This window comes from Deferribacterota bacterium, assembly GCA_034189185.1.
In the GTDB taxonomy this organism is placed as follows: domain Bacteria; phylum Chrysiogenota; class Deferribacteres; order Deferribacterales; family UBA228; genus UBA228.
The window spans coordinates 1-26,375 of sequence record JAXHVM010000011.1 but is presented as its reverse complement, the minus strand read 5'-3'; the positions used below and the strand labels follow the sequence as shown (position 1 = coordinate 26,375).

At 30.8% G+C, this 26,375-nt stretch carries 28 protein-coding genes and 6 tRNA genes; 19 read left to right on the top strand and 15 right to left on the bottom strand.

Annotated elements, in window-relative coordinates; translation table 11 throughout:
- From SVN78_01675 to SVN78_01640, 8 genes are all read right to left on the bottom strand, one after another.
- A partial coding sequence (locus SVN78_01675; protein MDY6820312.1) for a cobalamin-dependent protein occupies nt 1–950 on the bottom strand: 950 nt, incomplete at its 3' end.
- A 142-nt stretch (nt 951–1,092) separates the two neighbouring features.
- The gene (locus SVN78_01670; GenBank protein MDY6820311.1) at nt 1,093–1,332 is read right to left on the bottom strand and encodes a S4 domain-containing protein; all 240 of its coding nucleotides are present in this window, start codon (nt 1,330–1,332) and stop codon (nt 1,093–1,095) included.
- Nucleotides 1,333–1,335: 3 nt separating this feature from the next.
- A complete protein-coding gene (locus tag SVN78_01665) occupies nt 1,336–2,259 on the bottom strand; it encodes a SurA N-terminal domain-containing protein (protein ID MDY6820310.1) in 924 nt (307 codons plus the stop codon).
- Nucleotides 2,260–2,272: 13 nt separating this feature from the next.
- Complete coding sequence (gene mfd, locus SVN78_01660; GenBank protein MDY6820309.1) at nt 2,273–5,593, bottom strand: transcription-repair coupling factor; 3,321 nt, start codon at nt 5,591–5,593, stop codon at nt 2,273–2,275.
- 95 nt (nt 5,594–5,688) lie between these two features.
- Nucleotides 5,689–6,294 carry an SIS domain-containing protein gene (locus SVN78_01655; GenBank protein ID MDY6820308.1) on the bottom strand — a complete coding sequence of 202 codons (606 nt, stop codon included), beginning with the start codon at nt 6,292–6,294 and terminating at the stop codon, nt 5,689–5,691.
- 5 nt (nt 6,295–6,299) lie between these two features.
- Entirely contained in the window at nt 6,300–6,632 is a 333-nt protein-coding gene (locus SVN78_01650; protein ID MDY6820307.1) for a YraN family protein, read from the bottom strand.
- A 186-nt stretch (nt 6,633–6,818) separates the two neighbouring features.
- Nucleotides 6,819–7,034 carry a hypothetical protein gene (locus SVN78_01645; GenBank protein MDY6820306.1) on the bottom strand — a complete coding sequence of 72 codons (216 nt, stop codon included), beginning with the start codon at nt 7,032–7,034 and terminating at the stop codon, nt 6,819–6,821.
- Between the two features lie 54 nt (nt 7,035–7,088).
- Nucleotides 7,089–7,607 (bottom strand): nitroreductase family protein, encoded by a 519-nt coding sequence (locus SVN78_01640; GenBank protein MDY6820305.1) that lies wholly within the window; start codon nt 7,605–7,607, stop codon nt 7,089–7,091.
- A gap of 126 nt (nt 7,608–7,733) precedes the next feature.
- Between SVN78_01640 and SVN78_01635 the strand changes: the two genes are divergently transcribed.
- Nucleotides 7,734–8,423, top strand: a complete 690-nt coding sequence (locus SVN78_01635) for an ABC transporter ATP-binding protein (GenBank protein MDY6820304.1) — start codon at nt 7,734–7,736, stop codon at nt 8,421–8,423.
- Nucleotides 8,423–9,220, top strand: a complete 798-nt coding sequence (gene fetB / locus SVN78_01630) for an iron export ABC transporter permease subunit FetB (GenBank protein MDY6820303.1) — start codon at nt 8,423–8,425, stop codon at nt 9,218–9,220. The genes SVN78_01635 and fetB overlap by 1 nt, the downstream gene beginning before the upstream one ends.
- A 60-nt stretch (nt 9,221–9,280) precedes the next feature.
- Here fetB and SVN78_01625 read toward each other — a convergent pair whose 3' ends face one another.
- Nucleotides 9,281–10,510: a M48 family metallopeptidase gene (locus tag SVN78_01625; protein ID MDY6820302.1), complete on the bottom strand. Its 1,230-nt coding sequence runs from the start codon at nt 10,508–10,510 to the stop codon at nt 9,281–9,283.
- Between the two features lie 95 nt (nt 10,511–10,605).
- A complete protein-coding gene (locus SVN78_01620; GenBank protein MDY6820301.1) occupies nt 10,606–10,866 on the bottom strand; it encodes a hypothetical protein in 261 nt (86 codons plus the stop codon).
- 311 nt (nt 10,867–11,177) lie between these two features.
- Between SVN78_01620 and SVN78_01615 the strand changes: the two genes are divergently transcribed.
- The 10 genes from SVN78_01615 (at nt 11,178) to SVN78_01570 (ending at nt 16,134) form a co-directional block, all read left to right on the top strand.
- Complete coding sequence (locus SVN78_01615; GenBank protein ID MDY6820300.1) at nt 11,178–12,326, top strand: alanine--glyoxylate aminotransferase family protein; 1,149 nt, start codon at nt 11,178–11,180, stop codon at nt 12,324–12,326.
- Nucleotides 12,316–13,422: an ATP phosphoribosyltransferase regulatory subunit gene (locus SVN78_01610; GenBank protein ID MDY6820299.1), complete on the top strand. Its 1,107-nt coding sequence runs from the start codon at nt 12,316–12,318 to the stop codon at nt 13,420–13,422. The genes SVN78_01615 and SVN78_01610 overlap by 11 nt, the downstream gene beginning before the upstream one ends.
- An 8-nt stretch (nt 13,423–13,430) precedes the next feature.
- On the top strand, nt 13,431–14,717 hold the full coding sequence (locus SVN78_01605; protein ID MDY6820298.1) for an adenylosuccinate synthase: 1,287 nt from the start codon (nt 13,431–13,433) through the stop codon (nt 14,715–14,717).
- Nucleotides 14,718–14,775: 58 nt separating this feature from the next.
- Nucleotides 14,776–14,848, top strand: a tRNA-Lys gene (locus SVN78_01600).
- A gap of 3 nt (nt 14,849–14,851) precedes the next feature.
- Nucleotides 14,852–14,926: transfer RNA gene (locus SVN78_01595), tRNA-Glu, on the top strand.
- Between the two features lie 10 nt (nt 14,927–14,936).
- Nucleotides 14,937–15,010 (top strand) — tRNA-Lys (locus tag SVN78_01590).
- Nucleotides 15,011–15,025: 15 nt separating this feature from the next.
- Nucleotides 15,026–15,098 (top strand) — tRNA-Val (locus tag SVN78_01585).
- Nucleotides 15,099–15,111: 13 nt separating this feature from the next.
- Nucleotides 15,112–15,185: transfer RNA gene (locus SVN78_01580), tRNA-Asp, on the top strand.
- 12 nt (nt 15,186–15,197) lie between these two features.
- Complete coding sequence (gene smpB / locus SVN78_01575; protein ID MDY6820297.1) at nt 15,198–15,656, top strand: SsrA-binding protein SmpB; 459 nt, start codon at nt 15,198–15,200, stop codon at nt 15,654–15,656.
- 79 nt (nt 15,657–15,735) lie between these two features.
- The gene (locus SVN78_01570; protein ID MDY6820296.1) at nt 15,736–16,134 is read left to right on the top strand and encodes a hypothetical protein; all 399 of its coding nucleotides are present in this window, start codon (nt 15,736–15,738) and stop codon (nt 16,132–16,134) included.
- Here SVN78_01570 and SVN78_01565 read toward each other — a convergent pair.
- From SVN78_01565 to SVN78_01555, 3 genes are read right to left on the bottom strand one after another with little or no spacing between them, the layout of a single operon-like run.
- Complete coding sequence (locus SVN78_01565) at nt 16,126–17,031, bottom strand: nucleoside hydrolase (protein MDY6820295.1); 906 nt, start codon at nt 17,029–17,031, stop codon at nt 16,126–16,128. The genes SVN78_01570 and SVN78_01565 overlap by 9 nt on opposite strands.
- 21 nt (nt 17,032–17,052) lie before the next feature.
- Entirely contained in the window at nt 17,053–18,126 is a 1,074-nt protein-coding gene (locus SVN78_01560; GenBank protein ID MDY6820294.1) for an HDOD domain-containing protein, read from the bottom strand.
- Between the two features lie 20 nt (nt 18,127–18,146).
- Nucleotides 18,147–18,503: a response regulator gene (locus SVN78_01555; GenBank protein MDY6820293.1), complete on the bottom strand. Its 357-nt coding sequence runs from the start codon at nt 18,501–18,503 to the stop codon at nt 18,147–18,149.
- Nucleotides 18,504–18,583: 80 nt separating this feature from the next.
- On the opposite strand from SVN78_01555, the gene SVN78_01550 reads away from it, so the two are divergent.
- Nucleotides 18,584–18,667, top strand: a tRNA-Leu gene (locus SVN78_01550).
- Nucleotide 18,668: 1 nt separating this feature from the next.
- Here the strand turns inward: SVN78_01550 and aroF are convergent.
- Complete coding sequence (gene aroF, locus SVN78_01545) at nt 18,669–19,457, bottom strand: 3-deoxy-7-phosphoheptulonate synthase (protein ID MDY6820292.1); 789 nt, start codon at nt 19,455–19,457, stop codon at nt 18,669–18,671.
- Nucleotides 19,458–19,756: 299 nt separating this feature from the next.
- On the opposite strand from aroF, the gene cysE reads away from it, so the two are divergent.
- Entirely contained in the window at nt 19,757–20,434 is a 678-nt protein-coding gene (gene cysE, locus SVN78_01540) for a serine O-acetyltransferase (protein ID MDY6820291.1), read from the top strand.
- Between the two features lie 17 nt (nt 20,435–20,451).
- Nucleotides 20,452–21,609: a cysteine desulfurase family protein gene (locus SVN78_01535; protein MDY6820290.1), complete on the top strand. Its 1,158-nt coding sequence runs from the start codon at nt 20,452–20,454 to the stop codon at nt 21,607–21,609.
- Nucleotides 21,610–21,664: 55 nt separating this feature from the next.
- Here the strand turns inward: SVN78_01535 and SVN78_01530 are convergent, their stop codons facing one another.
- On the bottom strand, nt 21,665–22,177 hold the full coding sequence (locus SVN78_01530; GenBank protein MDY6820289.1) for a ferritin family protein: 513 nt from the start codon (nt 22,175–22,177) through the stop codon (nt 21,665–21,667).
- 126 nt (nt 22,178–22,303) lie between these two features.
- On the opposite strand from SVN78_01530, the gene SVN78_01525 reads away from it, so the two are divergent.
- The 4 genes from SVN78_01525 to SVN78_01510 form a co-directional block, all read left to right on the top strand.
- Nucleotides 22,304–23,614 carry an aminotransferase class I/II-fold pyridoxal phosphate-dependent enzyme gene (locus SVN78_01525; GenBank protein MDY6820288.1) on the top strand — a complete coding sequence of 437 codons (1,311 nt, stop codon included), beginning with the start codon at nt 22,304–22,306 and terminating at the stop codon, nt 23,612–23,614.
- Nucleotides 23,615–23,686: 72 nt separating this feature from the next.
- Entirely contained in the window at nt 23,687–24,709 is a 1,023-nt protein-coding gene (gene selD, locus SVN78_01520; protein MDY6820287.1) for a selenide, water dikinase SelD, read from the top strand.
- A gap of 84 nt (nt 24,710–24,793) precedes the next feature.
- Nucleotides 24,794–26,134 (top strand): NADH:ubiquinone reductase (Na(+)-transporting) subunit A, encoded by a 1,341-nt coding sequence (gene nqrA / locus SVN78_01515; protein MDY6820286.1) that lies wholly within the window; start codon nt 24,794–24,796, stop codon nt 26,132–26,134.
- A partial coding sequence (locus SVN78_01510; GenBank protein MDY6820285.1) for an RnfABCDGE type electron transport complex subunit D occupies nt 26,134–26,375 on the top strand: 242 nt, incomplete at its 3' end. The genes nqrA and SVN78_01510, both read left to right, overlap by 1 nt.

Genomic DNA, 26,375 nt, shown 5'->3' with positions numbered 1-26,375 from the left:
GCACCATATTCAGGGGTCATAACATATACATTTAAATCTGCCTTTCCAAAGGTACCAATATCAGCTTGCCCTATGCCGGCAGTTTCAATTAATATCAAGTCAAAACCTGCTATCTTAAAAAGTTTTATTATTTGATCACTAGATTTTACTACAGGTCCAATAAAAGATCTTGTTGCCATTGATCTCATATATACACGCTCATCTGGCACACTATTTAAACGTACCCTATCGCCCAAAAGGGCCCCCTTACCCCTCTTCGTAGGATCAATTGCTAAAATAGCCATCCTTTTATCTGTAAACTCATTTTTAAAATACCTTATAACTTCATCAATAAGGGATGATTTTCCTGCGCCACCAACACCTGATAGTCCTATTGTTACTGAATTAGATTTTGCTTTATCTAAATAATAATCTATTAGATCACTATGCTCCTTAGACCATTTTCCGCTATTTATTAAGTCCTCTACTAAGCTTATTGCTTTGTGCAACTTATTATCTACATTCTCTAGGTAGCATTTTAAATTGTCCTCTTCATAGGTCTTAAACCTGCTTTTATCTATTAAATACTGAACCATCCCCTTAAGTCCCATCTTGAGACCATCTTGTGGTGTAAATATCTTGGTTATTCCATAATCCTCAAGCTCTTTTACCTCATTTGGTGTGATAACACCACCACCTCCACCAAATATCCTAATTTGTGAAGCATTTTTCTCCCTTAAAAGATCATGCATATATTTGAAAAACTCCATATGACCACCTTGATATGATGTAACAGCTATGGCATTTGCGTCTTCTTCAATAGCTGTTTGCACAATCTCATAGGCAGACCTATTGTGAGCTAAATGAATGACTTCTGCCCCCAAATCCTGCATAATCCTTCTCATAATGTTTATTGAAGCATCATGCCCATCAAACAAACTTGTTGCTGTAACAATTCTAACATAATCCATTAAATAAACCTCACTTACTAATTATGTTCTATAATATATAATATTTATACTATTGTCAATTATGCGCATTTTTTAAAGATAAAAACATGTCTAAATTTAAGACAAATAAAGAAAACTAATAGTAAAATTATTTTATTAAAAGCTACAACTTTTTTATATAGCTATCAATATCCTTTATATTTTTATTTTCAGGAATTTTTAAAATTAAATATTTGCTATGATAGATATCACTTTTCAATTCTAATATATCACCTGCTTTAGGTTCATATGAAGGCTTTACTACCTTGCCATTTATAAAGACAAAACCCTCTCTTGCTGCCTCACTTGCTATTGTTCTCCTCTTAAATATACGAAGAGTTTTTAATAGTAGGTCAACTCTCATAAATCAATATTCATATTTAACAAATATATTTTCCTTTTGTCTCTCTAACCATTTGTCAAAAATTTCACTATATTTTTCTTCTCTTATCTTATCTACTATATTCTTTCTTGTATCCTCATCAATTGCCCCTGCACTTTTATAGCTTTCAATTAAAAATATTCTATAAATATTATTATCATTAACAGAGAAAATATCGCCCACATTTTGATCTTTTATCTTTTCTTTAATATTTTTTGCTAGTTCATCTCTGTTAACCCATCCAAGATATCCTCCTTTTTTTGCTGTTATGTCCTCAGAATACTCTATAGCTGCCTCAGCAAAATTACCAGTTTTACTTATATAATCCATAACTTTTCCAAATTTCTCTTTATTAGAGACAACAATAGCTCTAAGTTCATATCTATCCTTTAGCTTGTATTCATCCCTATGGGTATCTAAATAATTTTTTATATCTTCTTCAGTTACTACCATTAGTGGCTCTAATATTTTGTCTCCTATCCTTGCTCTTAATAATTGTTGTTTTAATTGCCATTTGTACTGAGACATTGGTATATTCTGCTTTGCTAGTATTTCCTCTAACTGTTCGGCAGTTATATTATTCTGTTTTGCAACAGATTCCACCGCCTTTTCAACCTCTTGATCTGTAACCTCAATACCCTCTTTTTTAGCTGCTATCTCAATAACATACTGGTCAACAAGAAATTCAACTACCTCATCGTAATATTTCTTTTTTAGGGGTATCTTCTTATTCTCATCCTTTAATGAAGCAATTTCTTTTAATTGAGCAGGATTAAAGGATTCTACCTCATATCTTGTAATAGCTTTATCACCAACAACAGCAACTATCTCATCAATTATCTTAGCCTCTACACCTTTAAAAATAGCTAATAATAAAAATATTGTAAATAATAAGTGTTTGCAAAACATATGCACAACCTCCTTAACTAACTAAACTTAAAAAATATTCATCATAAACATCATTAATGGCAACCGCTAAATCTGGTAATAAATGTCTTTTTGTATATATTTTAATCTCACCATCTTTTATTAGTTTTTGAATAACATAATCATTGTTATAATACATAAATAGATTTTGTACCTTTTTGTTTTCTTTACTAAAATAGAGAGTTGCCGAATCAGAAAAAATTGTAATTCTTTTTATCATTAATTTCTCAGCTTTATTTTTTATAAACATAATATAAATATAATTTTTAACCTCTTCTGGTATCTCACCATAAGATTCCTCAAGCTTATTAGAGAGATCAAAGATTTTATCCATCAAATCTAACTCCCCTATTGCCCTATAATATTCCAAACGCTCCCTATAATCTTCTATATAACTTGCTGGTATGTAATAGGGGATGTTTGAATTGATTTCAGTCTCACTCTCTTCTAATAAGGCCCCTTTCATCTCTGAGATAGCATTTGTAATCATATGCATATACAATTCATAACCAACAACATCAATATAGCCTGATTGTTCTGCTCCCAATATATCGCCTGCACCCCTTAATTGTAAATCATAGGAGGCAATCTTAAAACCACTCCCCAGATCAGACAATTGTTGGATAATTTTTAATCTTTTTTTCACTAAGGGTGATATCTTATCAAAATCCTTTAAGTATATATAGAAATAAGCTCTTTTATTTGATCTGCCAACCCTTCCTTTCAATTGATACAGTTGAGACAAGCCAAAATGCTGTGCATCGTCTATAATCATTGTGTTAGCATTAGCCACATCTATCCCATTTTCTACAATTGTTGTAGAAATTAATATATCAATTTTTCCAAGATAAAAATCGCTAAAGATCTTTTCTAATTTATTCGTCGGTAATTTTGCATGGGCAATGGTTATCCTTGCAAAGGGAAACCTTTCTTTTAACTTATAAGCAATCTTCTCTATAGAGAAGATATCATTGTGGATGTAGAATACTTGCCCTCCTCTCTTCAGTTCATAAGTTATGGCCTTATCAATCTCATTTTCCTTGTTTATAATCTTTGTAACCACAGGATATCTCTCTACAGGGGGTGTTTCAATAATACTTAAATCCTTTATGCCAGCTAATGATAGCTGTAAGGTTCTTGGTATTGGTGTTGCTGTTAAAGTTAAAACATCTATATTCTTTTTAAAGGCAGTAAGTTTCTCCTTGTGGCTAACGCCAAAACGCTGCTCTTCATCAATGATTAACAACCCTAAATCCCTAAAAGCGATATCCCCTGCTAAAAGCATATGGGTGCCAATTATTATATCTATATCTCCACTATGAACCCTCTCCTTAATATCCTTAACTTCTTTTTTACTTCTAAAGCGACATAAATAATCAACCTTTACAGGAAGGTTCGCAAAACGCTTCTTAAAGGTTTCATAGTGCTGATAAGCTAATACTGTTGTAGGACACAATATTGCAACCTGCTTATAGTTAGATGTAGCAATACATGCAGCCCTTATAGCAACCTCAGTCTTTCCAAAACCAACATCACCACAAATTAGTCTCTCCATAGGTTTTTTACTTTCCATATCCCTATAAATATCCATTAAAGCTGTTAGCTGATCCTCTGTCTCGTCATACTCAAAGGTGTTTTCAATTCTTGATAGAAAGAGTCTATCTATTTTAAAGGGATAACCTCTTTCAGCCTTTCTCTCACTATAAAGTTTTAATAGGTCTTCAGCTACCTTTTTTGCAGACTTATATGCTCTTTTCTTCAGTTTATTCCAATTACTACTTCTTAAAGAAGAGAGCTTGGGCTTTTTCTGATTAGCTCCACCAACATATTTCTGTATTTGTTTAATCATATCAGTTGGAACATATAGAATTTCCTTATTATCATATTCTAGTTCAAGAAATTCCCCTAATCTGCCACCTATTGTTTTACTAACCAAACCTTTAAAGATAGCGATACCATAGGTGATATGAACTACGTAATCTCCTATTTCAAGATCTAAAATAGTCGTTTTAAAAGACTTATCTTGTTTTCTTGGCCGTCTTTTACGCCTAAAACCAAAGATGTTTGTCTCTGCAAAGATCGCCAATCTTCTTTTATGATCAATAAAGCCATCTGACAATTGCTTTTGATATATGTTTATGTAATTTTTTTTAGCCTCTAAACCACTATTAATTATATTATAGCTAATATTATGTTCTAATAAAATTTTTTTAAAGATATCTAAAAATTTTTCATTACAAATAGAGACAATAACCTTAAAATTATCTTTAAGTAGTTTCTTTAATAAAAGGGCAAAATTATCAATATTTTTATAAAAATTAAATTTATCTGGTATAAAATATTTTGTAGGCGCTTCATAATTCTTAAATGCCTCTTGTTCATCAGGCTCTATACTCTTATTTTCACTAATAGAGATAAATGCATTATCTAGATATCTATTTAATTCACTTTTTCTTAAAAATATTGAAGCCTCATCATAGCTGTAATTATTAATATTTTTCGCTTCTTCAACTCTCAAAAATAGATCATCAATATCTTTATCAAAGGTAAAATTTGCTAACTTAAAATTATCCCCAATTAAATCAAATATAGAGCTCATGTCATTAACAAGTGGAGCATACCAATGATGACCAGCAAATTTACCATATAGTTCAATTTTTTCATTAATAATTGGATCAAGGTGTAGTGCATCTTTAAAGGCACACGTTGTGTATATACCTTCTGAACAAGGGTATAATAAAATATTTTCTAGTTGGGTCGTTGTTTTGTGATTAAAAATGTTATAACTAGCAATTCTCTCAATACAATCATCAAAAAACTCAATCTTTATGGGGTCATTACAAGCTATAGGATAAATTTCCAAAACCTCTCCTTTTAGAGAAAACTCACCCTTAGCAGTTACAATTTCAACATTTATATACCCCAACCTATCTAAAGTAGACAACAACCTTTCCCTTTCAATATACATGCCAGTTTTTAGTTCTGTAATTGCGTTTTTTAAAATATCAGAAGATGGTATCTTTTTAATTAGTGCATAGGGAGTGGTAACCAAACAATAGGAGTTACTCGTTAATAACCTGTAGAGCACTTTTATTCTATTTTCCAAAATATCTGTGTTAATAAGCGACTCTTCAAAGGGTGGCTGATTTAATTCATAAAAGGGTAAAGCAATTAATTCTTTTGTAAACAAAGAAAATTCATTACAATATTCATCTATCTCAGCATTGTTTTTCAATACTACAATACATTTTCCATCCTTAAAATTATCAAGTATATACCTTATTCGAAAGACTCCACTTAATAATATGCTATCCATTATAAGCCCAATCTAAATTAGTAAAAATACTTAAAACTTATCATTGATTTAATATAGTTATTACCATTTAATTTTCCACGGGGATTGATAAAAAATTATATATCATCTTCGCTATAAACAGAATCTCTATACATACCAAAAAGAATTTCATCTACTAGCTCACAAATGATATGTGCTGATAACAAATGAAGTTCTTGGACACGTGCAGAATTAATTGAGGGTATCTTTAAAATTAGATCGCACAGACCCTCAACTCCTTTTACATTCTCTCCTGTAAAGCCTATTGTTTTAACACTATTTTCAGAGGAAAATTGAATTGCCTTTATAATATTCGTATTATCTCCATCTGCAAGAAAAGCCCATAATAAATCTTTTTGGCTTATTTGTGACATTAACTGTTTTAAGTAAATATCCTCATATGAAGAGTCGCTAGCAATTGAAGTAATAGCTGAAGCGTTTGTCGTAAGTGCAATAGCCGGTAAAGGGGGCCTCTCTAAATTTATCCTATTAATAAACTCAGCAGCAATATGTTGTGCGTCAGCTGCTGAGGCACCGTTTCCAACTAAATAAATTTTACCACCACTTAAGAATGTATCAGAGATTAACCTAGCAGCTGTAACGAGAATGTTTCTAGACATACTCGCATATTTATTAAAAACAGTAATATAATTTTCAAAGATCTCTTCAACAAACTCAATCATAAATCTTAAAATGCCCCTGTTAAATGCGTTATTTTACCAGAATCAATTGATATTACATCAAATCTAGCTGTTTTATCTATATTTTTTAACACTAAAAAATATGTTGCAACCTTTCTTATCTTTTCAATCTTTTTACTGTTAACAGACTCAAAGCCATATCCATAGCTAGTGTTTTTTCTAGTTTTAACCTCAACAAATACTATCACCCCATCTTTTTCAGCTATTAAATCAATTTCACCTAACTTACAGGTAAAATTTTTCTCAATTATATTATACCCTTTTTTAATGAGATATTTTTCAGCTTTTTTCTCGCCACTCTTTCCAAGCTTCAGATTCATTTAACTGGCAATATATACCTATATTACATATTTTCGATATTATAAGCTTTTATTGCTAAATAATAATCTACTATATTATATTAATTTGCAGATTAATGAAATAATAATTTAATATTTAATTTTCAATTAGATAAATTATTGATTTATAATTTTAAAAAATCTATAGATTTTTTAAAAAAACTAGAGCTACACAATTAGGTCAACCTTACTACCTATAGTCTGATTAGACAGCTCATTTGACCTGTTAACCTGAGCTTCCCTTCTTTGATTATCCTCTTGTCTTATATCCTCTGATACACGTCTTTGTTCTACTTGGTCAGTATTTTCACTTCTTGGTTCATTGTAAGTACTATAAGTATCATATGTAGTTGTATAGCTACCTGATACTCCATTTATAGGCATTTTTACCTCCTACTATTAATATATAAACTTAATATTTTTAAACAATAAAATAAATTAAAATTTATTAGAATGAATCTTATCAAAGGGAAGATCACTATATTTAATAGGCTCTTTACTTTCAGCTCTATAACCAAAGCCAATCATACACTCAACCTCATATTTAGCTGGAATATTAAGAACACTTTTCACATATTGAGAAGCCCAAACTTCATCATCATGTTTACGGTTTCTTATCTGCACCCAACAACTATCAACATTCATATCTAAGGCTGTCATTTGCAGTAATATCGAGGCAATACTGCAGTCTTCAATCCACACATCAGATTTTTCTGGATCAGCGCAGACCACAATAATTAAAGGGGCATTTTTTAAAAAAGCTGATCCATGAGGTTTTGCTCTTGATAGTTTTAAACAAAGATCTTTCTCGGTTATAAAGATAAACTCCCAGGGTTTCCTGTTTTTAGAAGTTGGTGCTCTTAGTGCAGCCTCCTTTAATATTTCCAATATATTTTCATCAATGGGTTTATCTATAAAATTCCTAATACTCCTTCTTTTTCTTAACAGCTCTATCATAATAACCCCCGATTCTCTATTTATTAGTAATTAATCTTAAAATTTTTATATTTATTTGCAAGAAATAATATATTGTAATAATGCTCGGATTATATAATATAAATTATTAATTCATTTTTCAAATACATGTGCACATTAAGATTAGATAATATCTCATTTATATATAATGACATACCTATATTACAGAATATATCTTTTAATTTCAAAGTAGGTAAAATCTATACTCTATTTGGCAAAAGTGGTAGCGGTAAAACAAGCCTTTTAAAAACATTATGTGGTTTGACAACTTTTAATGGTAATATCTATTTAAATGAAAAGAATATCTATAATCTTAATCCTCAAAAATTACATAAAAATATTCAATATTTACACCAAGAACCTGTGCTCTTTGATGGAAGTGTTTTTTGTAACCTACTTTTACCGTCATATTTAAAATTTAATTCTATGTTAAAGATAGACAGAGAAGAAATTCTGTTATTAATGAAAAAATTAGGGCTTGATAAATCATATCTAGAAAAGGATGCTCAAAAACTATCGGGCGGAGAAAAACAAAGGATTGCTATTATCAGGGCAATATTATTAAAGCCAATTTTTCTACTACTAGATGAGCCCACATCAGCACTGGATATAAAAAATGAAGAACGATTATTAACGCTTGTTAAAGAGTTGAAAGCTAAAATGTGTATAATACTTGCTACACATTCATTAGCACTTATTAAAAATTCAGATAGTATAATATATATAGATAATGGCAGAATAATTAAAACCTTTGACAGTTTAAATATTAATGAAATAAAACAACTATTAGGCTCATAATGGATACCTCAATTACTATAGTAAATATTTCAATAAATCGTTTTATATTGCTCTACCTTTTTATTGGTTTTGTTCTATTGATATATAATTATTTAAAACTTTCAATCTTTAAAGATCTATTAATAGCTGTATGCAGAATGACAGTGCAGTTAATTATAGCAGGCTTTATTCTTTTATATATTTTTGATATCAATAGTTTTTGGCTAGTAATATTAGTATTTACCTTTATGTCTTGTTTTGCAACTCACACAATTTTAAGAAGGGCACATATGCGTATACCTAAGTACTTCTTTAAGATCTTTATCCCTGTTTTTTTAAACGGCTTATTTATGAGCTTTTTCTTTTTATATATAATAGTCCACCCAGAGCCATGGTATGATGCTAGATATTTTATACCTATTACTGGAATGGCACTGGGTAACTCAATGAATGCATGCGCTTTGGCTATAGATAGATTCTTAGACTCTATCAAAAATAATTTAAAAGAAATAGAAACTATTTTAGTTCTTGGGGGCACACAATATGAATCAATAAAAAAATTCTATTCAAATTCTATTAAATCAGCCTGCATACCAATAATTACTAATATGAGTGGTATTGGCCTTGTCTTTTTGCCAGGTTTACTCACTGGTCAAATTTTATCTGGAGTAAACCCGCTAATTGCAATAAAATATCAAATAGCAATAATGATTATAATAGTTTCAAGCATCACATTTACCTCGATATTCACATTATTTGTAACATTTAAATCTATATTTGATACTAGGGATAGACTTAAATACGAATTAATTGATTAAATATTTAAAAGTTTTCCAAATTTTTGAACCTTGAAAGTAAAATATCTTGTAAATTAACACCTACAAATTAGCTATTCTTTCAAGAAGAGGGGGATGAGAATAGTTAACTTTTACATATAAAGGGTGCGGTATTGGATAAGATAGATTATCTTTATGTAGCTTTATTAAAGTATCTATAAATACCTTTTTATCCTCAATTAAAGACATGGCAAAATTATCTGCTTCATACTCGTGTTTGCGTGAGATAGATAAAAACAGTGGTTTCAACACTTTGACACAAGGTGATAGCAATATTGAAATTATAAATAATCCAGTAAATAAATCTTTTTCAAAACCAAAAGCCTTGTATAAAAAAGTACTATTTATCAAAAAATTAGCCACAAAAAAAGAGATAAAAATTATAATAAACAAAATAAATAGCATCTTCTGCAAATGCTTTTTCTTGTAATGTCCAATCTCATGAGCCAATATAGATAATATTTCATCAGTTGTATGATTTTTCAAAAGTGTATCAAATAAAACAATACGCTTATTTTTGCCAAAACCCGTAAAATATGCATTTGAATGGGTTGTTCTTTTTGATGCATCAATTTGGAAAATATTTTTTACTGGAAATTTTGCTTTTTCAGCTAGAGAAAAGATCTTTTTTTCAAGTTCTTTATCTTTTAATGGTTCAAATTTGTTAAATAATGGGGCTATAACTGTAGGATATAAATAGATCATGCTTAGATAAAAAAGAAAAATAGCTGTTGCACCATAGATATACCAATAATCTCCACACGCTCTTATTACCAAAATAATAACAATTAAAATAATCGATAAAATAACAAAAGATATTATGCATTTCACAATAATATCTTTAATATATAAAAAAACTTTTGTTCTATTGAAACCGTAATTTTTCTCAATTTTAAATGTTTTATATGCATCAAAGGGCAGTGTTATAAAGCCAAAAAAAAGCTGATAAAACGTAAAAAAGATTATAGCTCTTAAATATAAATTACTATAGGCATCAATAATTAATGAGGCAAACCATTGAAAGCACCCTGCTATTAAAAAAGTGAAAAAAAACAGATTTATTAGTATACTTTCAAAGAAAGCTACCCTGATTCCATCCCTAATATAGGCAGCACTTTTCTTAAGTTCGTCTTTTGTATAGATTGTTAAGGCTTTACCTGGTGGGTTTTTACAAGATTTCTCGATATAGTCATAATTTAGTTTATCTATAACTAATTCGTATATTTCAATAAATATTAATACTAAGACAATTATAAACCCATAAATATTCAAATATTGCCCTCAATATATGATTAGAATAATATGATTAAAAATTATACAATATAATATACAAGAGATAATTAAATATACAAATTTAATAATAATCTTTAGAAAAGATTAAATATGTCCAACCTCTCAAAGAACTGTCTTATATTATTTCTTATATGAACCATTCTGCTTCTAATTTGCCCTCTATTAATATTAAGCTTATCCATATCTTTTTGTGTATTAGCGTTAGTAGATTTCAATACAGGTATATTTTCTCTTTGAACATTTTGACTATGTACGTTTAATGAGTAAGAAATTGCTGGTGTACTTAAAGATAAAAATAACCCTAATATAAGTACTTGAAAAAATCTTTTTTTCATAAATTCCTCCCTTTTGATTTAATTTATTATTTAATTAATATATTCTGCAGTTTTTTTGTCAAGCTAAAATGAAATTTATAATTATAATACAATGTAAGTTACTTTTATTAATTATGTGTACATTATAAACTTTAATTTCATAATAATAGTGCAACCCCTTTTAAATTATAAGAACCTACAAAGATAAAATTTTCATCTCCAAGGAGATGGCATGTACTTTACTTATTCTAAGACTATACATTTTCAGCTTGACAATGAGAGGGTAAATGCAGATAATTTTATTTTGCTAATTAATTATATAGAGGTAATTAATGAAGAGAGATCTTTTTACGCCTGGCCCAACTAACATACCTGAAGAAGTGATGTTAGAGATGGCAAAACCTATAATTCATCATAGGACAGAGGAGTTTGAAAACATTTTTGGAAATGTGAGAGAGGATATAAAAGAATTGTTCGGCACTAAAAGAGATGTTATTGTGTTGTCAGGCTCAGGAACATTGGGAATGGAAGCTGCAGTTATTAATACTCTTTCTGAAGGCGATAAGGTTCTAATAGTAAATGCCGGTAAATTTGGTGAGCGTTGGATAGAAATAGCAAAAACCTATAATTTAGATGTAATAAGTATTGATATTGAATGGGGGCATTCTGTTAACCCAGATATAGTAATTGACACAGTAAAGAAAAATCCATCAATAAAGGCTGTCCTTGTCCAGGCAGGAGAGACTTCTACAACAACTTGCCATCCAATCAAAGAGATAGGCACTGCTCTAAAAGCAATAGATGGACCACTATTTATTGTGGATGGGATAATATATATTGGGGTTAGCCAGGCTAAAATGGATGAGTGGGGAGTTGACCTCTTTGTTTCAGGCTCTCAAAAAGCACTGATGTTGCCACCTGGCCTCTCTTTTGTGGCTATCTCTGAAAGAGCTGAAAAACAACTAGGAAAATCAAGCCTTCCAAAATATTACGCTAATTTAGTAAAAGAACTTAAAGCACAAAGAAATTATACTACTGCATATACCCCAGCAATTAGCCTAATATTGGGATTAAAAAAATCATTAGATCTAATAAAAAAAGAAGGGCTAGAGAATGTACATCTAAGGCATAGAATTATGGCAGAGATGACGAGAAAAGCAATCTCTACTTTAAACTTAGAATTATTATCAAAGGGAATACCCTCTGATGGGGTAACGGGAATAATTTTAGAGGAAAAAATTGCTAAAGATATAATAAATTTTGCTAAATATGATCTAGGTATAACCTTTGCAGGAGGACAGGGCAAGCTATCAGGCAGGGTTATAAGAATCTCCCACATGGGTTATTGTTATTATTTAAATGTTATAAAAGCAATATCCGCATTAGAACTATCACTTGTTAAAAATAATGTTGATATAAAATTAGGAGAAGGTGTAAAGGCAGCTGAAAACGTATTAAAGGATCATTTAATTGGAAAATAATCCATTTATAAAAACATTTAAAATTAATAAGATTAAAAACAAGTTAGATAGGATTTACACAAAGTATGGTTATATCAATATTGATTTGCCAACATTCGAATACTACGATATATTAAAAAACACAACAAAAGATTTTGCAGATGAAAATATTATACGCTTTATTGATAGAAACAGTGGAAAGTCAATGGTATTGAGACCTGATTTTACCCCTCAGATATGTAAAAATGTTGCACACTATCTACCTGAATTGCCACTTCCCATAAAGCTATACTACCACGGCAATATATTTAGAAATGTTTATGAAAACAAAGGTTTAAAGTCTGAAACTAGTCAAAGTGGAGTAGAGATATTAGGCATCCCTGAATTTGCAACTGAGCTAGAACTACTTTCATTAATCAATGATATTATTAATACTTTTCATTTGAATGATGTATACATAATATTTGGGGATCTAAAACTTCTAAACATAATTTTATCATTAATCCCAAGCTATAAAGATAAGTATATGGAACTGTTGAAGAATAAAGATTTTCTTAGCATTAGATCCTTATTTAATGATATAGTAATTGATAAAAAAATAAAAAATTTCTTGATAGAACTGCCTATGATTATTGGCAAGCCTTCTATTATAAAGGAACTTATTAAAATAGCCGATTTTAATAATGATATAGAAGAAAGGTTGCATGAGTTATTTGATTTTTTCCACATCCTTGAGGAAAAACTAGATCCTCTTTTTAATATTATATTTGATGCATCTGAGCTAAGAGGTCTTAACTACTATACAGGAATAAATTATGATATTGTTATTAAAGATAGGGGCATAACATTAGGGGGTGGAGGTAGATACGATAATCTTATGAGTATATTTAACCATGATGTAAAGGCTTGCGGATTTGCTCTTAATCTAGATTTATTATCAGACTATTACAATCAAAAATTTACAAAAAATAAAATAGATTATTTAATAATTGGTGAAAAAAATATTGATCAACTATTTAGGCTAAGAAAAAAGGGTTGTTCTGCACTTCTTATTAATCATGAAGATGAAATAAATAATCTAGAAAACTTATATACTTTTAGTAATGTTATAAAGTGAGGTGTAATATGCAAACATTAGTTGTTGTTGGTGCACAATGGGGGGATGAAGGAAAGGGAAAAATTATCGATTTTTTTGGAAACCAAGTTGATGTTATTATTAGATATCAAGGTGGACACAATGCAGGACATACTGTTGTCATTGATGACAATAAGTATATACTACATTTACTACCCTCAGGTATACTACGCAAAGATAAAATTAATATTATAGGGAATGGTGTTGTAGTAGATCCAAAAGCACTATTAGATGAAATAGATGGTCTAAAACAAAAAGATATCCATCCAGACAATAGGCTATATATAAGCGATAGAGCACATGTTATAATGCCATACCACAAAATATTCGATAAAATGAGTGAAAATAAGAAAGGAATTAAAAAGATTGGCACAACCGGCAGAGGTATTGGCCCAACCTATGTTGATAAAATCGCTAGGATAGGAATTAGAGTTGGTGATATGCTAGATAAAGATCTTTTATATGAAAAGATATCAGAAAACGTTAGAGAAGTTAATGAGATAGCTGCTAAATCTTTTGATTTGCCACCACTTAGTGCAAATAATATCTATAATGAATATCTAGAATATGGTAAAAAAATTAAAGAATATGTTTGCAATACAAGCTATTTAATAAATAAACTGTGGGAAGAGAAGAAAAAAATAATGTTTGAGGGAGCACAAGGAACTTTACTAGATGTAGACCATGGAACCTATCCATTTGTTACCTCAAGTAATTCAACAACAGGTGGCGCATCAACAGGGAGTGGCTTGCCGCCAACAAAAATAAATGGCGTTGCAGGTGTATTTAAAGCCTATACAACAAGAGTTGGAAGTGGTCCTTTCCCAACTGAATTAAATGATAAGATTGGGGAACAATTGAGGGATTCTGGCATGGAGTTTGGCGCAACAACTGGTAGACCAAGGAGATGTGGATGGTTAGATTTGGTAGCTTGTAAATATGCAGTTATGGTTAATGGTATTAATTATATATGTTTAACGAAACTTGATGTATTAAACACACTAGATTATATTTATGTATGTACAGCATATAAATATAAAGATAGGATAATAAAAGAATTTCCTTCTGATATTAACGTATTAAAGGAGGTAGAACCTATATATAAAGAATTTAAGGGTTGGAAGAAGGATATTTCAAAAATTAGAAACTATAATGAATTTCCTATAGAAACAAAGGGTTACTTGGATTATATTAGGAAAGAGTTGAATATTGACTATGCGATAATATCGGTTGGCGCAAATAGAAAGGATACATTAGTTATAAATGAAATTTTATAATTTTAACTTGACAATAGTGAGTGCTTTTGATATATGAGTTTTTTACACTAAATATAGTGGGCCGTTAGCTCAGTAGGTAGAGCAGCTGCCTTTTAAGCAGCGGGTCGCAGGTTCGATTCCTGCACGGCTCAGATGTCCCCATCGTCTAGTCTGGCCTAGGACACCGGCCTTTCGAGCCGGCAACGGGGGTTCAAATCCCCCTGGGGACGTAACTTAAGAGGGCCGTTAGCTCAGCTAGGTAGAGCAGCTGACTCTTAATCAGCGGGTCGCAGGTTCGATTCCTGCACGGCTCAGATGGTATAGTATTTGGGCGGTTAGCTCAGCTGGGAGAGCACCGGCCTTACAAGCCGGGGGTCGCAGGTTCGATCCCTGCACCGCCCATATGATAAAATAAGGGGGCGTAGTTCAGTTGGTTAGAACGCCGGCCTGTCGAGCCGGAGGCCGCGGGTTCGAGTCCCGTCGTCCCCGTTATATTTTTCTATGAAAATATTAGCAACCAATAAAAAAGCATACCATGACTATGAAATTTTATCTACCTTAGAAACTGGTATATCTCTTTTAGGAACAGAGGTTAAATCAGCAAAAGAAGGCAGAATGAACCTGAAGGATTCTTATATTAAGGTCATAGGTGGTGAAGTATACTTAATAAATTGCCATATCTCTCCTTATACGCATGGCAACATATTAAATCATGACCCCATAAGAACACGTAAGCTATTGTTGCACAAAAAAGAAATAAATAAATTGATAGGGCTATCAAAAGAAAAGGGTTTGACAATTGTCCCACTAAAGGCATATCTCAAAAATAATTTAATAAAGATCGAAGCAGCTGTTGTTAGAGGTAAGAAAAAATTTGACAAAAGAGAAACAATGAGAAGAAAAGAAGTTGATAGGGAAATTGAGAGAGCCATAAAAAACAAAATCACAAAATTTTATTAATTGAATTTATCGTTTGCATATATCCAAATAGTTTGCTATTAGTTTTATAAATATATCTTGAAAATAAGCGGAGGTATGTATGAATGAAAAACATATAATTATAGCTAAATCCCAAGGATTTTTCATGTTAACTATATTATTGCTTAGTTTATTTTTAATAAACAATGCTTACACAAAAGAAAAATATATTTGTGGTATTGGCAATGACGCAATTATGAATAGTAAAAAAGACCCACAACAACAAAATGAAGCCATAGCTAACCTTATAAATACAGTTACAAGTTCATTGGGGGGTATTTTACAAGGTAGTGGCAATGAAGAAATAACAGTATCAAATGAGGTTATTGATCAACTACTCAACATATTCTTTGTCCTTTCAAGGGATGCTGAGGCCGTCCAAGGCTACTATTGTTTACCTGAATCAACCTATATAAATGTATTAGACAACTTAACTGCTATAATTTTAGAATTAAGATAAATAATTTTTTATACTATTTATTAGCTTTTCTCTGAACTCATTAAAATTAGCATCATAGTGATATATAATACTACTATTTTTCATGCTACTAATAGCTTGTGTGATTAATCCTCTCTTATTTTTATCAAACAACTCTATGTCAATATCTAACTTTTTTGTATATTTATTATTAGAAAAAGTCAGATACACAGCTAATGGATCATGGAGATAAAGACTGCCTTTAGTTTTTTTCTCATAGAATTTTGCAGCTTCATAGAAGATATTTTTAGAACCAAGACAAAAATCCTCACTTGAAAGAGATATTTTTCTTGTTATATCAAGACTAACTAATTCTAAGGGAATACCTGACTTTAAAATTATATAAAAGGCATTTGGGTCATAGCCAACATTAAATTCAGCATAACCATTATAGTTGCCCTTAGAATATATAGCACCCCCCATAGAAACTATTTTATTAATACTACCCATACTATAGGGGTCTAAAACATATGAAATAGCGATATTTGTTAATGGACCTAATGTTATAATAGTTAGCTCTTCTTTTAACTCTTTTGCACATTTAATAATATAATGTGGAGCACTAGGTTTTGCATAATAACTATCTATTTTACTTTTATTATATCTACCAACAATATTTGCAAAACCATCTAGACCATGTATTTTTTCAGCTCTCTCCACTATAAATGGTGTTAACGAGTGTGAAGCGCCAATAAATATATTTTCAAAATTTATATTAAATAGATCTAAAAAAAATCTAACATTAAAAATAGCCTGCTCAACCTCAATATTACCTATAGTTGTTGTAATGGCCTTTATATTATTTCTCTTTTTATCAAATGCATAAGCCAAGGCAAAGATATCGTCAATTCCACCATCAGTATCTATTATATAATTCATTTAATATACCTTAAGCCGCTGTCACATTACGGAGCTTTTAATATTTTGTATCTTCTCTTTTAAGAGATTATTATCTGCGCCAATTTTATTAGAGACTTCATCAATTATACTGCTATCAAGCTTTTTCTTCCTTTCAATAATATTTGAGTAGTATATTGTTAAATTAAATATATTATCTGTCAAATGATGATGTTTTGTAACAGCATCAACAATCTGTGGGGCTATATTCCATTTTTTTAGTAGAATACTCCCCACCTCAGCATGATTAAAACCAGTCTGCTTTGCTTCATCTTCTATAGACTTTGTACTTGTATATAAAAAATCAACAAGAACTATCTTACCTATATCATGTAATAGCCCTGCCAAGTAAATTGATTGTATATTTAGCGCACTATTAAGTGAGGCAATACTCTCAGCAATTCTTGCAACATTAAAGGAATGCATCCAAAGCCTTATACCAGTTGTATTATAAATAGAGAAATTCTTTGTATAAAATTGTCTAAATGAAATAGCAACAGCCAATTTAGCTAAATTTCTAAAACCAAGTAAAACAGCTGCTCTATCTATACTATTTATCTCTACCCTTAAACCATAAAAGGGAGAATTAACAAGTCTCAGAGTTGCCGAAGCAAGTCCTTGGTCCATCTTTATAGTATCAACTATCTTTTTCATTTGTGCGTTTATATCCCTTGTTAAATTTATTAGTTCTGATGCAATTGTGGGAAGCGATGGTATAGATTCTGCTTTTTTATATATACTATCAATAGAAATAGAGGGTTTCCTTCTATTTAATGTCCTATTTTTATCAGTTTTTAGATTAATTCGCTGTAATATTAAGTTTTTGTTGAAAAATGAGTAGATAGTGCCTTTTACATTATAACCATTAGTATATTTTAATAAGGCAGGATCTTCATTAGTTATATAAAAATATGTTGGTTTTAAAAATTTATTAGGCAATTTCTTAAAATCTTCCCTACTTGAAATCTCCAAAAAAACACAATCAGCATCTTCATAACTTGTAAACTCTACACCACCATGTAGTTTATGCCTTAGCTTGTTTAGCTCTTTATCGCTTCCAGCAAAATGTATATTCATTAATTCTTCCAAATTATTATTTATGAAACATTTTTAATAACTCTAACAAGCTCAGTAAAACTAAAAGGCTTATAGAGATGATGCCCTATATTTAGCTTTTTTATTTTATCCAAGCTATCCTTATCGTTTTGAGCGGATAATATTATTATTGGGATATTGTCAAAATTCTTACTATTCTTAATTTTTTCATAAGCTTCCAAACCATTCATCTCTGGCATTTTTATATCCAAAATAATTACATCTGGCCTTTCATTAATAGCTAATTCAACAGCCTTTTTACCATTTGAAGCCTCCAATACAATGTATCCTCTTTTTCTTAATTGAATAGCTATCATTTTTCTAAGCTTAAATTCATCGTCAGCTAATAAAATTTTCATAATATTGATTATAATTTAAAAAATGTTTTTTTAAATAATATATTGACATTTATTTTATATATTATATTTAGAGAATAAATGCCGAAGTGGTGGAACTGGTAGACACGCCATCTTGAGGGGGTGGTGGTCAAATGACCGTGGGGGTTCGAGTCCCCCCTTCGGCATTTATATAATCTTCTTTGCGAAGGTCTCCCTTATAAGAGATATAAGTTTTCTAAACATATCAAAATCTAAAGATTGTTTCCCATCACTCAAAGCTTTTTCTGGCTCATTATGCACCTCTACCATTATTCCATCAGCACCTGCTGCAATAGCAGCTAATGACAAAGGTATAACATAATTTTTGTTACCAGCAGCATGTGAGGGATCAACTATAACTGGTAGGCAGGTCTTTTCTTTTAGAACAGGTACTGCTGATATATCCAAGGTATTTCTTGTTACATTCTCAAAGGTCCTAATCCCTCGTTCACACAATATCACTTTTTTATTTCCCTTTAACAGTATATATTCAGCTGATAGTAAAAATTCATCAATTGTTGCTGATAGGCCTCTCTTTAATAATACCGGCTTATCTTGTCTTCCTAAAGCCTCTAAAAGATCATAATTATACATATTCCTTGAACCAACCTGAAATACATCAATATAGTCATACATATATTCGATTTCGCTTGTATTCATGACCTCTGTTACAATAGGCAAACCTGTGAACTTTTTTGCTTCTAATAAATATTCCAAGGCTTCTCTGCCCAAGCCTCTAAAAGAATAGGGAGATGTTCTTGGCTTATATGCACCACCACGTAGCATTGAAGCACCAGCATTATTAGCAAAATTGGCAATATCTAATAACTGTTCTCTAGTCTCTACCGAACAGGGCCCAGCTATAATGAAAAAATTATCATTACTAATACCTAGCTCATCTAAGAATCCAATATTTTCTTTTTGAGCATATAACATATTGTTAGCCATTTTCTAACACCTCTTTTAAATTTATCCATAAAAAAAGGCCGCAAATCCGTGAGGACTTGCGGCCTCTATGTTATATAAATCTACACCTCTAAGGCCGCAAGACCATAGTAATATACCATCCATAAAAAAAATAATTTGCTAATAGAACTTTCAAAACACCAGACAAGGTAGCATAAATTAAACTAATTAGCATATTAGCACCTAAAGTATTTAATACTATATATATTAATTGTATTTTTTTCAATAATTAAATTGAAAAATTTTATTAATAGTATAATCTTAAGCATATGAAGCTTTTAAATATTCTAAAAGAAGATATAACAACTGCTTTTAGAAAAGATCCGGCTTGTAGAAATATATTAGAAATAATATTTTGTTATCCAGGTTTCCATGCACTACTATTACATAGATTTGCACATTCATTATGGAATATACATCTAAAATTTTTAGCTAGACTACTATCACATATAAATAGATTTTTAACTGGCATAGAAATACATCCTGCCGCAAAAATAGGCAGAAGATTTTTTATTGACCATGGCATGGGCGTTGTAATAGGGGAGACAGCTGAAATAGGTAATGATGTATTATTATACCATGGTGTTACCCTAGGTGGCGTTAGCCTTAAAAAAGAAAAAAGACACCCCACTGTTAGCAACAATGTAGTAATAGGTGCAGGAGCAAAAATATTAGGACCAATAAATATTGGAGAAAATTCTAAAATTGGGGCAAACACAGTGGTTATAAAAGATATCCCAGATAATTCAACCGTGGTTGGTATACCTGGTAAAATTACAATTAATAAAGGCAAAAAAGTATTTGATTTAGACCACAACAAATTACCCGATCCATCGGCAACAATAATCAAAAATCTTATTAATAAGATTGATAGATTAGAAAAAGAGATTGATAAGCTAAAAAAACAATTAAATGAAGCTACATATGTAGATTTAAAATCTGAATAAATATTAGGAGCATATAAATGATCTATTTTGACAATAGCGCAACAACTCCAGTTGATTCAAGGGTATATAATGCAATGAAACCTTATTTTACTGATAAGTTTGCAAATCCTTCGAGCATACATCTGCTAGGCAGAGAAGTTAATGAGGATTTAGCAATAGCAAGGGAAAATATATCAAAATTAATCAATGCTTTACCTGAAGAAGTAATCTTCACTGGCAGTGGTACCGAATCAGATAATTTAGCTTTAAAGGGTATAGCCTTTGCTCTAAAAAATAAAGGTAATCATATTATCACAAGCTCAATTGAGCACAAGGCAGTTTCTGAAACTATGAAATGGTTAGAAACAGCCGGTTTCACTGTAACATATTTACCTGTTGATAAAAAAGGCACTGTTGATTTAAGTTCATTAGAAAAAAGCATAAATGATAATACTATACTCATATCAATTATGCTCGCAAATAATGAAATTGGTACAATAGAGCCAATGAAAGATGTAGTAAATATTGCAAAGCCTAAGAATATTATTGTGCATACTGATGCAGTTCAAGCTATAGGGAAAATGAAAATTGACGTTAACGAATTAGGTGTTGATCTTTTAACTTTTTCTGGTCATAAAATATATGCCCCAAAGGGCATAGGGGCATTATATATTGAAAATTCATTAAAAGATAAAATTGTGCCGTTAATACATGGTGGTGGTCAAGAATATTCAATTAGATCTGGCACTGAAAATGTTCCCTATATTATAGGTTTAGCTGAGGCCTGTGATATTATCAATAAAGAATTAGACAACGAGGTTAAGCATACCAAAGCAATAAGAGATAAATTTGAAGAATTACTTTTAAAAGAGATACCAGATATTTATATCAATGGAGATGTTTCTAATAGGGTTTGTAACATTAGCAATATATCTTTTAAATATATTGAAGGTGAAGCATTAATGGCCTATACACCAGAGATATGTTGTTCGACGGGGAGCGCCTGTTCTTCAGAAGAAGGACCATCACATGTTTTGAAAGCCATTGGAATCAACCCGATAGATATTCATGGCACTATTAGATTTAGTTTTGGTAGATTCAATAGGTTAGAGGAGGTTCCAAGGGCTGTTAGTTTGCTAAAAGACTCTGTTGCTAAACTAAGAAAGTTATCACCCCTTTACAATAAAAACAAATAATTTCTATGCCCTTGCCTCAAAATCAAGTTCTTAATTAGTAAAATCTAATACATGTTTACCCTTCTTTTTCCAGAGAAAATTCTGCAGTATCAAACCAAAAACCATCTTTATGTATATAATCTAATTCAGCTTGAATTATCATATAGTGCTTATCTTCCACAGCTGCAAGATCTTCAAATAATTTTTTAACTTCCTCATTTTCTGCTTTTCTACTCTCCTCCAAATAGAAATCTCTTGCCTTCATTTCATGGCTTAAAGCAGTATTTAATGCATCCTCATCTGATACGTACGCTTTTTCGACAGGCTGCAAACTACTCTCATCAACGTTTGGCACAATCTTAGAGAGCCTTCCCTTTGGAACCTCAATATTCTCATAAGGCTTACCAGCCATCTTTTTATCAATAAATTTTTCTATAAGCTCCAAATGATCAACCTCGTCTGATGCCAATTGTATAAACATATTTTTTCCAGAAATAACATTTGTTTTTTTTGCCAAGCCCAAATACATCCTTAATCCATTTTTCTCAGCCTCATAAGCTAATTTAAGAGCTTCTAATACATTATCCATAAAGCACCTCCTTTTCCAAATAATATAATTAGTTAATAATAGTATTGCAATCATTAAATATGTGGTATAATAAATATGTCAGATGTTTAATTACTGTTAATTAATGAAATATACGAGGAGGCAAGTATGAATCCCTTAGCAGAAAAACTAAACAATGCAATAAAAGAGGAAAATGTAAATGTATTTAATATGTTGTCAGATTTAGGAAAACAACTCTTTATGCCAAAAGGCATATTAACACAAACAGCAGAGGCAAAAGAAAAAGCATATAAATACAATGCTACAATTGGTATTGCTCTTGAAAAGAAAAAACCTATGTATCTAGATTGTATATATGAACCACTAAAAATCTTTAAGCCTGAGGATCTATTCCCATATGCACCAAATACAGGTAAACCAGAGTTAAGAAAAGCATGGAAAGAAAAGATGATAAAAGACAATCCATCCCTTAAAGGTAAATATCTATCCCTACCACTTGTAACCAATGCCCTAACTCACGGTTTATCTATAGTATCTGATATGTTTATAGATAAAGGTGATAATATAGTTACCCCTGATAAATACTGGGGAAACTACAGGCAGGTCTTTGCTGTGAGGAGAGGAGCTGAGATATCAACCTTCCCGACATTTACAAAGGATAAAAAATTTAATATAAAGGATTTTTTAGGCAAAGTTGAAGAGTGTGGCAAAATAAAAGAAAAGGTCTTGGTATTACTAAATTTTCCAAACAACCCTTCAGGTTATATGCCTTCTAAAAATGAGGTTGTTGAGCTTACCAATGGATTGGTAGAGCTTGCAAATAATAATATAAAAATAATTGCTCTAGTAGATGACGCTTACTTTGGTTTAAACTATGAGGATAATACCTTTGATGAGTCTATATTTGGACTGCTTGCCAATAGATCAGATAATCTGCTAGCAATAAAACTCGATGGAGCAACAAAAGAAGAGTTTGTATGGGGTTTTAGGGTTGGTTTTATAACCTTTGCTTCCACTAATAATACGCCCCAAGAAAATATGCTAAAAGCTTTGGAGAGCAAAGTTGCCGGCCTAATTAGGGGAACAATCTCAAATTGTCCACATGCATCACAAACATTTGTTTTATATGGTTTAAATCATCCTGATTTCAAAAAACAAAGAGAAGAAAAAAGAGAGATCCTAAGAAGAAGAGCCCTTAAGATTAAAGAGGTCTTTAATAAAAATAACTATTCTGAAGCATTTGAATATTATCCCTTCAACTCAGGATATTTTATGTGTTTAAAATTAGCCAAAGTTGATGCTGAAGCGTTAAGAGTGCATCTTTTAGAAAATTATGGTGTGGGGACTGTATCGGTCAACAAAACAGATTTACGCATAGCTTTTTCATGTATTGAAGAAGAAGATATAGAAGACCTTTTTAATATAATCTATAAAGCATGTAAAGATCTTGAAGGTTAATATAAAAGCTAATTTTACACAATAATTAAAAAGAGGAACACCATACTAACATATAGTCAGAATATTTATAAAATGGTAAAATTAACTAGTTTAACTAAGGCTGCTGGTTGAGCAGCTAAAGTAGGTCCGGAGGACCTTTACAATCTTTTAAGTAGAATTCCCATAAAAAAAGATGATAATACTATTCTATCCTTTGATACATCTGATGATGCAGGAGTATACAAACTTAATAATATCTATATAGTTCAAACTATAGATTTAATTACCCCTATTGTAGATGATCCTTATACCTTTGGAAGAATTGTAGCAATTAATTCAATGAGTGATATCTTTGCTATGGGAGGGGTGCCTAAAACAGCTCTCTCTATATTATTATATAATTGCCAATTAGATAAAGAGATTATCCAAAGAATAATTGAAGGGGCTGTTTGCGAGCTAAATAAAGAAAATTGTATCCTTTTGGGTGGCCATACACTAGAAGATGAAGAATTAAAGTTTGGTTTTGCTATTACTGGTATTAACGAGGATAAGAAATTATATAGAAATAACACAATAAATCTAGATGATGATATTATCTTAACAAAACCCATTGGAACAGGTGTTATATCAACTGCAATAAAAGCCGATCTCGCCTGTAGCGAATCAATTAACGATGCAACAGAAAGTATGCTAACCTCAAACTCAAAAGCTAGCAAAATTATGAAAAAATATAATATTTCTGCCTGCACTGATGTAACAGGTTTTTCATTAACAGGGCATCTCTACGAAATGACTAAAAGTTCTGACTATAGCATCACAATTAATACTAAAAAGATTCCTATTATGGAGAAAGCATTAGAATATTCATCAATGGGGCTTATACCAGCTGGGGCTTATAGGATTAAGGCCTTTTTAAGTGCCTTTACCGATTATAGAAACATAAAAGACCCTCTATTAATGCTTCTTTTTGATCCCCAAACTTCAGGCGGCTTAATAATAACACTACAGAGCAATCAATCACAACTACTGCTTGAAGAATTATTAAATGCAGGCTATAGCGCTTCAATAATTGGCAAAGTGACAAAAAAAAAGGAAAAATTAATCTATTATACCTAGTCTCAAATATTTAAATATAAATTATTTAAATATTGACATATATATAAATATTATATATAAATAGAATAGTTATAAATTAATATTATGACTAATATTACAATCAAGAAAGGCCTTAACATACCAATTAAAGGTGCGCCTAAACAGGTGATAGATGGAAGGAAAGAAAGTGCCTACTTTGCCTATTTAGGTTCAGACTTTCCATTGCTTAAGCCCTCCTTTTTAAAAAGGGAAGGGGATAGCATAAGATCAGGGGAAGCAATTTTCTATGACAAAAAAAATCCGAATGTTAAATTCATATCTCCCTTTTCAGGTACTTTAAAAAATATAAATAGAGGAGAAAAAAGAGTATTATTATCAGTTGTGATTGAAAAAGATTATAGTGGAAAAGAAACAAATTATAATATTGGAAAACTTGATAACTATACAAAAGATGAGATAATAGAGCTTTTAATTAAAAGCGGATTATTTATTTCTATAAAGAAAAGACCCTTTGATTCAGTAGCTAATCCAGAAGAAAATCCTTCATCTATAATAATAAATGCAATAGATACAAGGCCACTATGCCCCTCAACAAAGGTTATTTTAGATGAATATAATGAACATTTTAATATAGGTTTGAATGTTATTTCTAAATTATCACAAAAAATATTTTTAACTATACCAAAAAATTTAGATATTAATGTCGCTCAAAAAAATATTAGGAAGATTCATTTTAATAATCTACATCCAGCTGGGCTAGTTGGTACACAGATATTTTACCTAGATCCAATTAAAAAAGGTAAGCTAGTGTGGTATATTGATTATCAACATGTTATTGCAATAGGCCATTTATTTACAACAGGAAGGATTAAAAAAGATAAAATAGTAGCACTATCAGGAGATGAATTTAAAAGCCCTAGATTAATAAATGTGCCAATTGGTGCATATTTAGGTGATATAACTAAAAACGAACTAAAAGATAAAAATAGAACAAGAATAATTTCTGGAAGCCCTCTCTATGGACATAAAGGAGATGGGCCTCTAAGTTATTTGGGCTTTTATAATAATCAAATAACAGCTATAAAAGACGTATCTATTAGAAAATTTATGGGTTGGGCTTTACCAGGTACAAATGTTTATTCGACAACAAAGGCCTTTTTATCCAAATTTTTATCTATAAAAAAGTATAGTTTTGATACATCCCTAAAAGGATCACACAGACCAATAATTCCAATTGGGATATATGAAAAAGTTTTTCCTTTTAAAATAAATGCAACATATTTTTTAAAATATTTATTAGTGGAAGATTTAGATAGCCTTGAAAAAATGGGTGTTTTGGGCTTAGCCGAAGAAGATTTATCGCTTGTTACATTTGTGTGTCCAGGCAAAATAGACTATGCGCCAAAATTAAGAAAGGTATTAAATACGCTAGCAAAGGAATATTGATGGGATTACAGTCTTTTTTAGAGAAAAGTAGAAAACATTTTGAAAAAGGTGGAAAATACCACTTATTGTACCCAATCTTTGAGATGGTAGATACCTTTTTATACACGCCAGGAGAAACAACTAAGGGCTTCACCCACATAAGAGATGGCATTGAGATAAAAAGGATTATGACTGTTGTAATAATAGCCCTTATCCCCTGTGTTATAATGGGTCTTTACAACACTGGACTACAAACAAATTT

Coding starts and splice junctions, on each gene's coding strand:
- SVN78_01670 (MDY6820311.1), bottom strand. CDS start 1,332: ATGAGAGTTGACCTACTATTAAAAACTCTTCGTATATTTAAGAGGAGA.
- SVN78_01665 (MDY6820310.1), bottom strand. CDS start 2,259: ATGTTTTGCAAACACTTATTATTTACAATATTTTTATTATTAGCTATT.
- mfd (MDY6820309.1), bottom strand. CDS start 5,593: ATGGATAGCATATTATTAAGTGGAGTCTTTCGAATAAGGTATATACTT.
- SVN78_01655 (MDY6820308.1), bottom strand. CDS start 6,294: ATGATTGAGTTTGTTGAAGAGATCTTTGAAAATTATATTACTGTTTTT.
- SVN78_01650 (MDY6820307.1), bottom strand. CDS start 6,632: ATGAATCTGAAGCTTGGAAAGAGTGGCGAGAAAAAAGCTGAAAAATAT.
- SVN78_01645 (MDY6820306.1), bottom strand. CDS start 7,034: ATGCCTATAAATGGAGTATCAGGTAGCTATACAACTACATATGATACT.
- SVN78_01640 (MDY6820305.1), bottom strand. CDS start 7,607: ATGATAGAGCTGTTAAGAAAAAGAAGGAGTATTAGGAATTTTATAGAT.
- SVN78_01635 (MDY6820304.1), top strand. CDS start 7,734: ATGTGCACATTAAGATTAGATAATATCTCATTTATATATAATGACATA.
- fetB (MDY6820303.1), top strand. CDS start 8,423: ATGGATACCTCAATTACTATAGTAAATATTTCAATAAATCGTTTTATA.
- SVN78_01620 (MDY6820301.1), bottom strand. CDS start 10,866: ATGAAAAAAAGATTTTTTCAAGTACTTATATTAGGGTTATTTTTATCT.
- SVN78_01615 (MDY6820300.1), top strand. CDS start 11,178: ATGAAGAGAGATCTTTTTACGCCTGGCCCAACTAACATACCTGAAGAA.
- SVN78_01605 (MDY6820298.1), top strand. CDS start 13,431: ATGCAAACATTAGTTGTTGTTGGTGCACAATGGGGGGATGAAGGAAAG.
- smpB (MDY6820297.1), top strand. CDS start 15,198: ATGAAAATATTAGCAACCAATAAAAAAGCATACCATGACTATGAAATT.
- SVN78_01570 (MDY6820296.1), top strand. CDS start 15,736: ATGAATGAAAAACATATAATTATAGCTAAATCCCAAGGATTTTTCATG.
- SVN78_01565 (MDY6820295.1), bottom strand. CDS start 17,031: ATGAATTATATAATAGATACTGATGGTGGAATTGACGATATCTTTGCC.
- SVN78_01560 (MDY6820294.1), bottom strand. CDS start 18,126: ATGAATATACATTTTGCTGGAAGCGATAAAGAGCTAAACAAGCTAAGG.
- SVN78_01555 (MDY6820293.1), bottom strand. CDS start 18,503: ATGAAAATTTTATTAGCTGACGATGAATTTAAGCTTAGAAAAATGATA.
- aroF (MDY6820292.1), bottom strand. CDS start 19,457: ATGTTATATGCTCAAAAAGAAAATATTGGATTCTTAGATGAGCTAGGT.
- cysE (MDY6820291.1), top strand. CDS start 19,757: ATGAAGCTTTTAAATATTCTAAAAGAAGATATAACAACTGCTTTTAGA.
- SVN78_01535 (MDY6820290.1), top strand. CDS start 20,452: ATGATCTATTTTGACAATAGCGCAACAACTCCAGTTGATTCAAGGGTA.
- SVN78_01530 (MDY6820289.1), bottom strand. CDS start 22,177: ATGGATAATGTATTAGAAGCTCTTAAATTAGCTTATGAGGCTGAGAAA.
- SVN78_01525 (MDY6820288.1), top strand. CDS start 22,304: ATGAATCCCTTAGCAGAAAAACTAAACAATGCAATAAAAGAGGAAAAT.
- nqrA (MDY6820286.1), top strand. CDS start 24,794: ATGACTAATATTACAATCAAGAAAGGCCTTAACATACCAATTAAAGGT.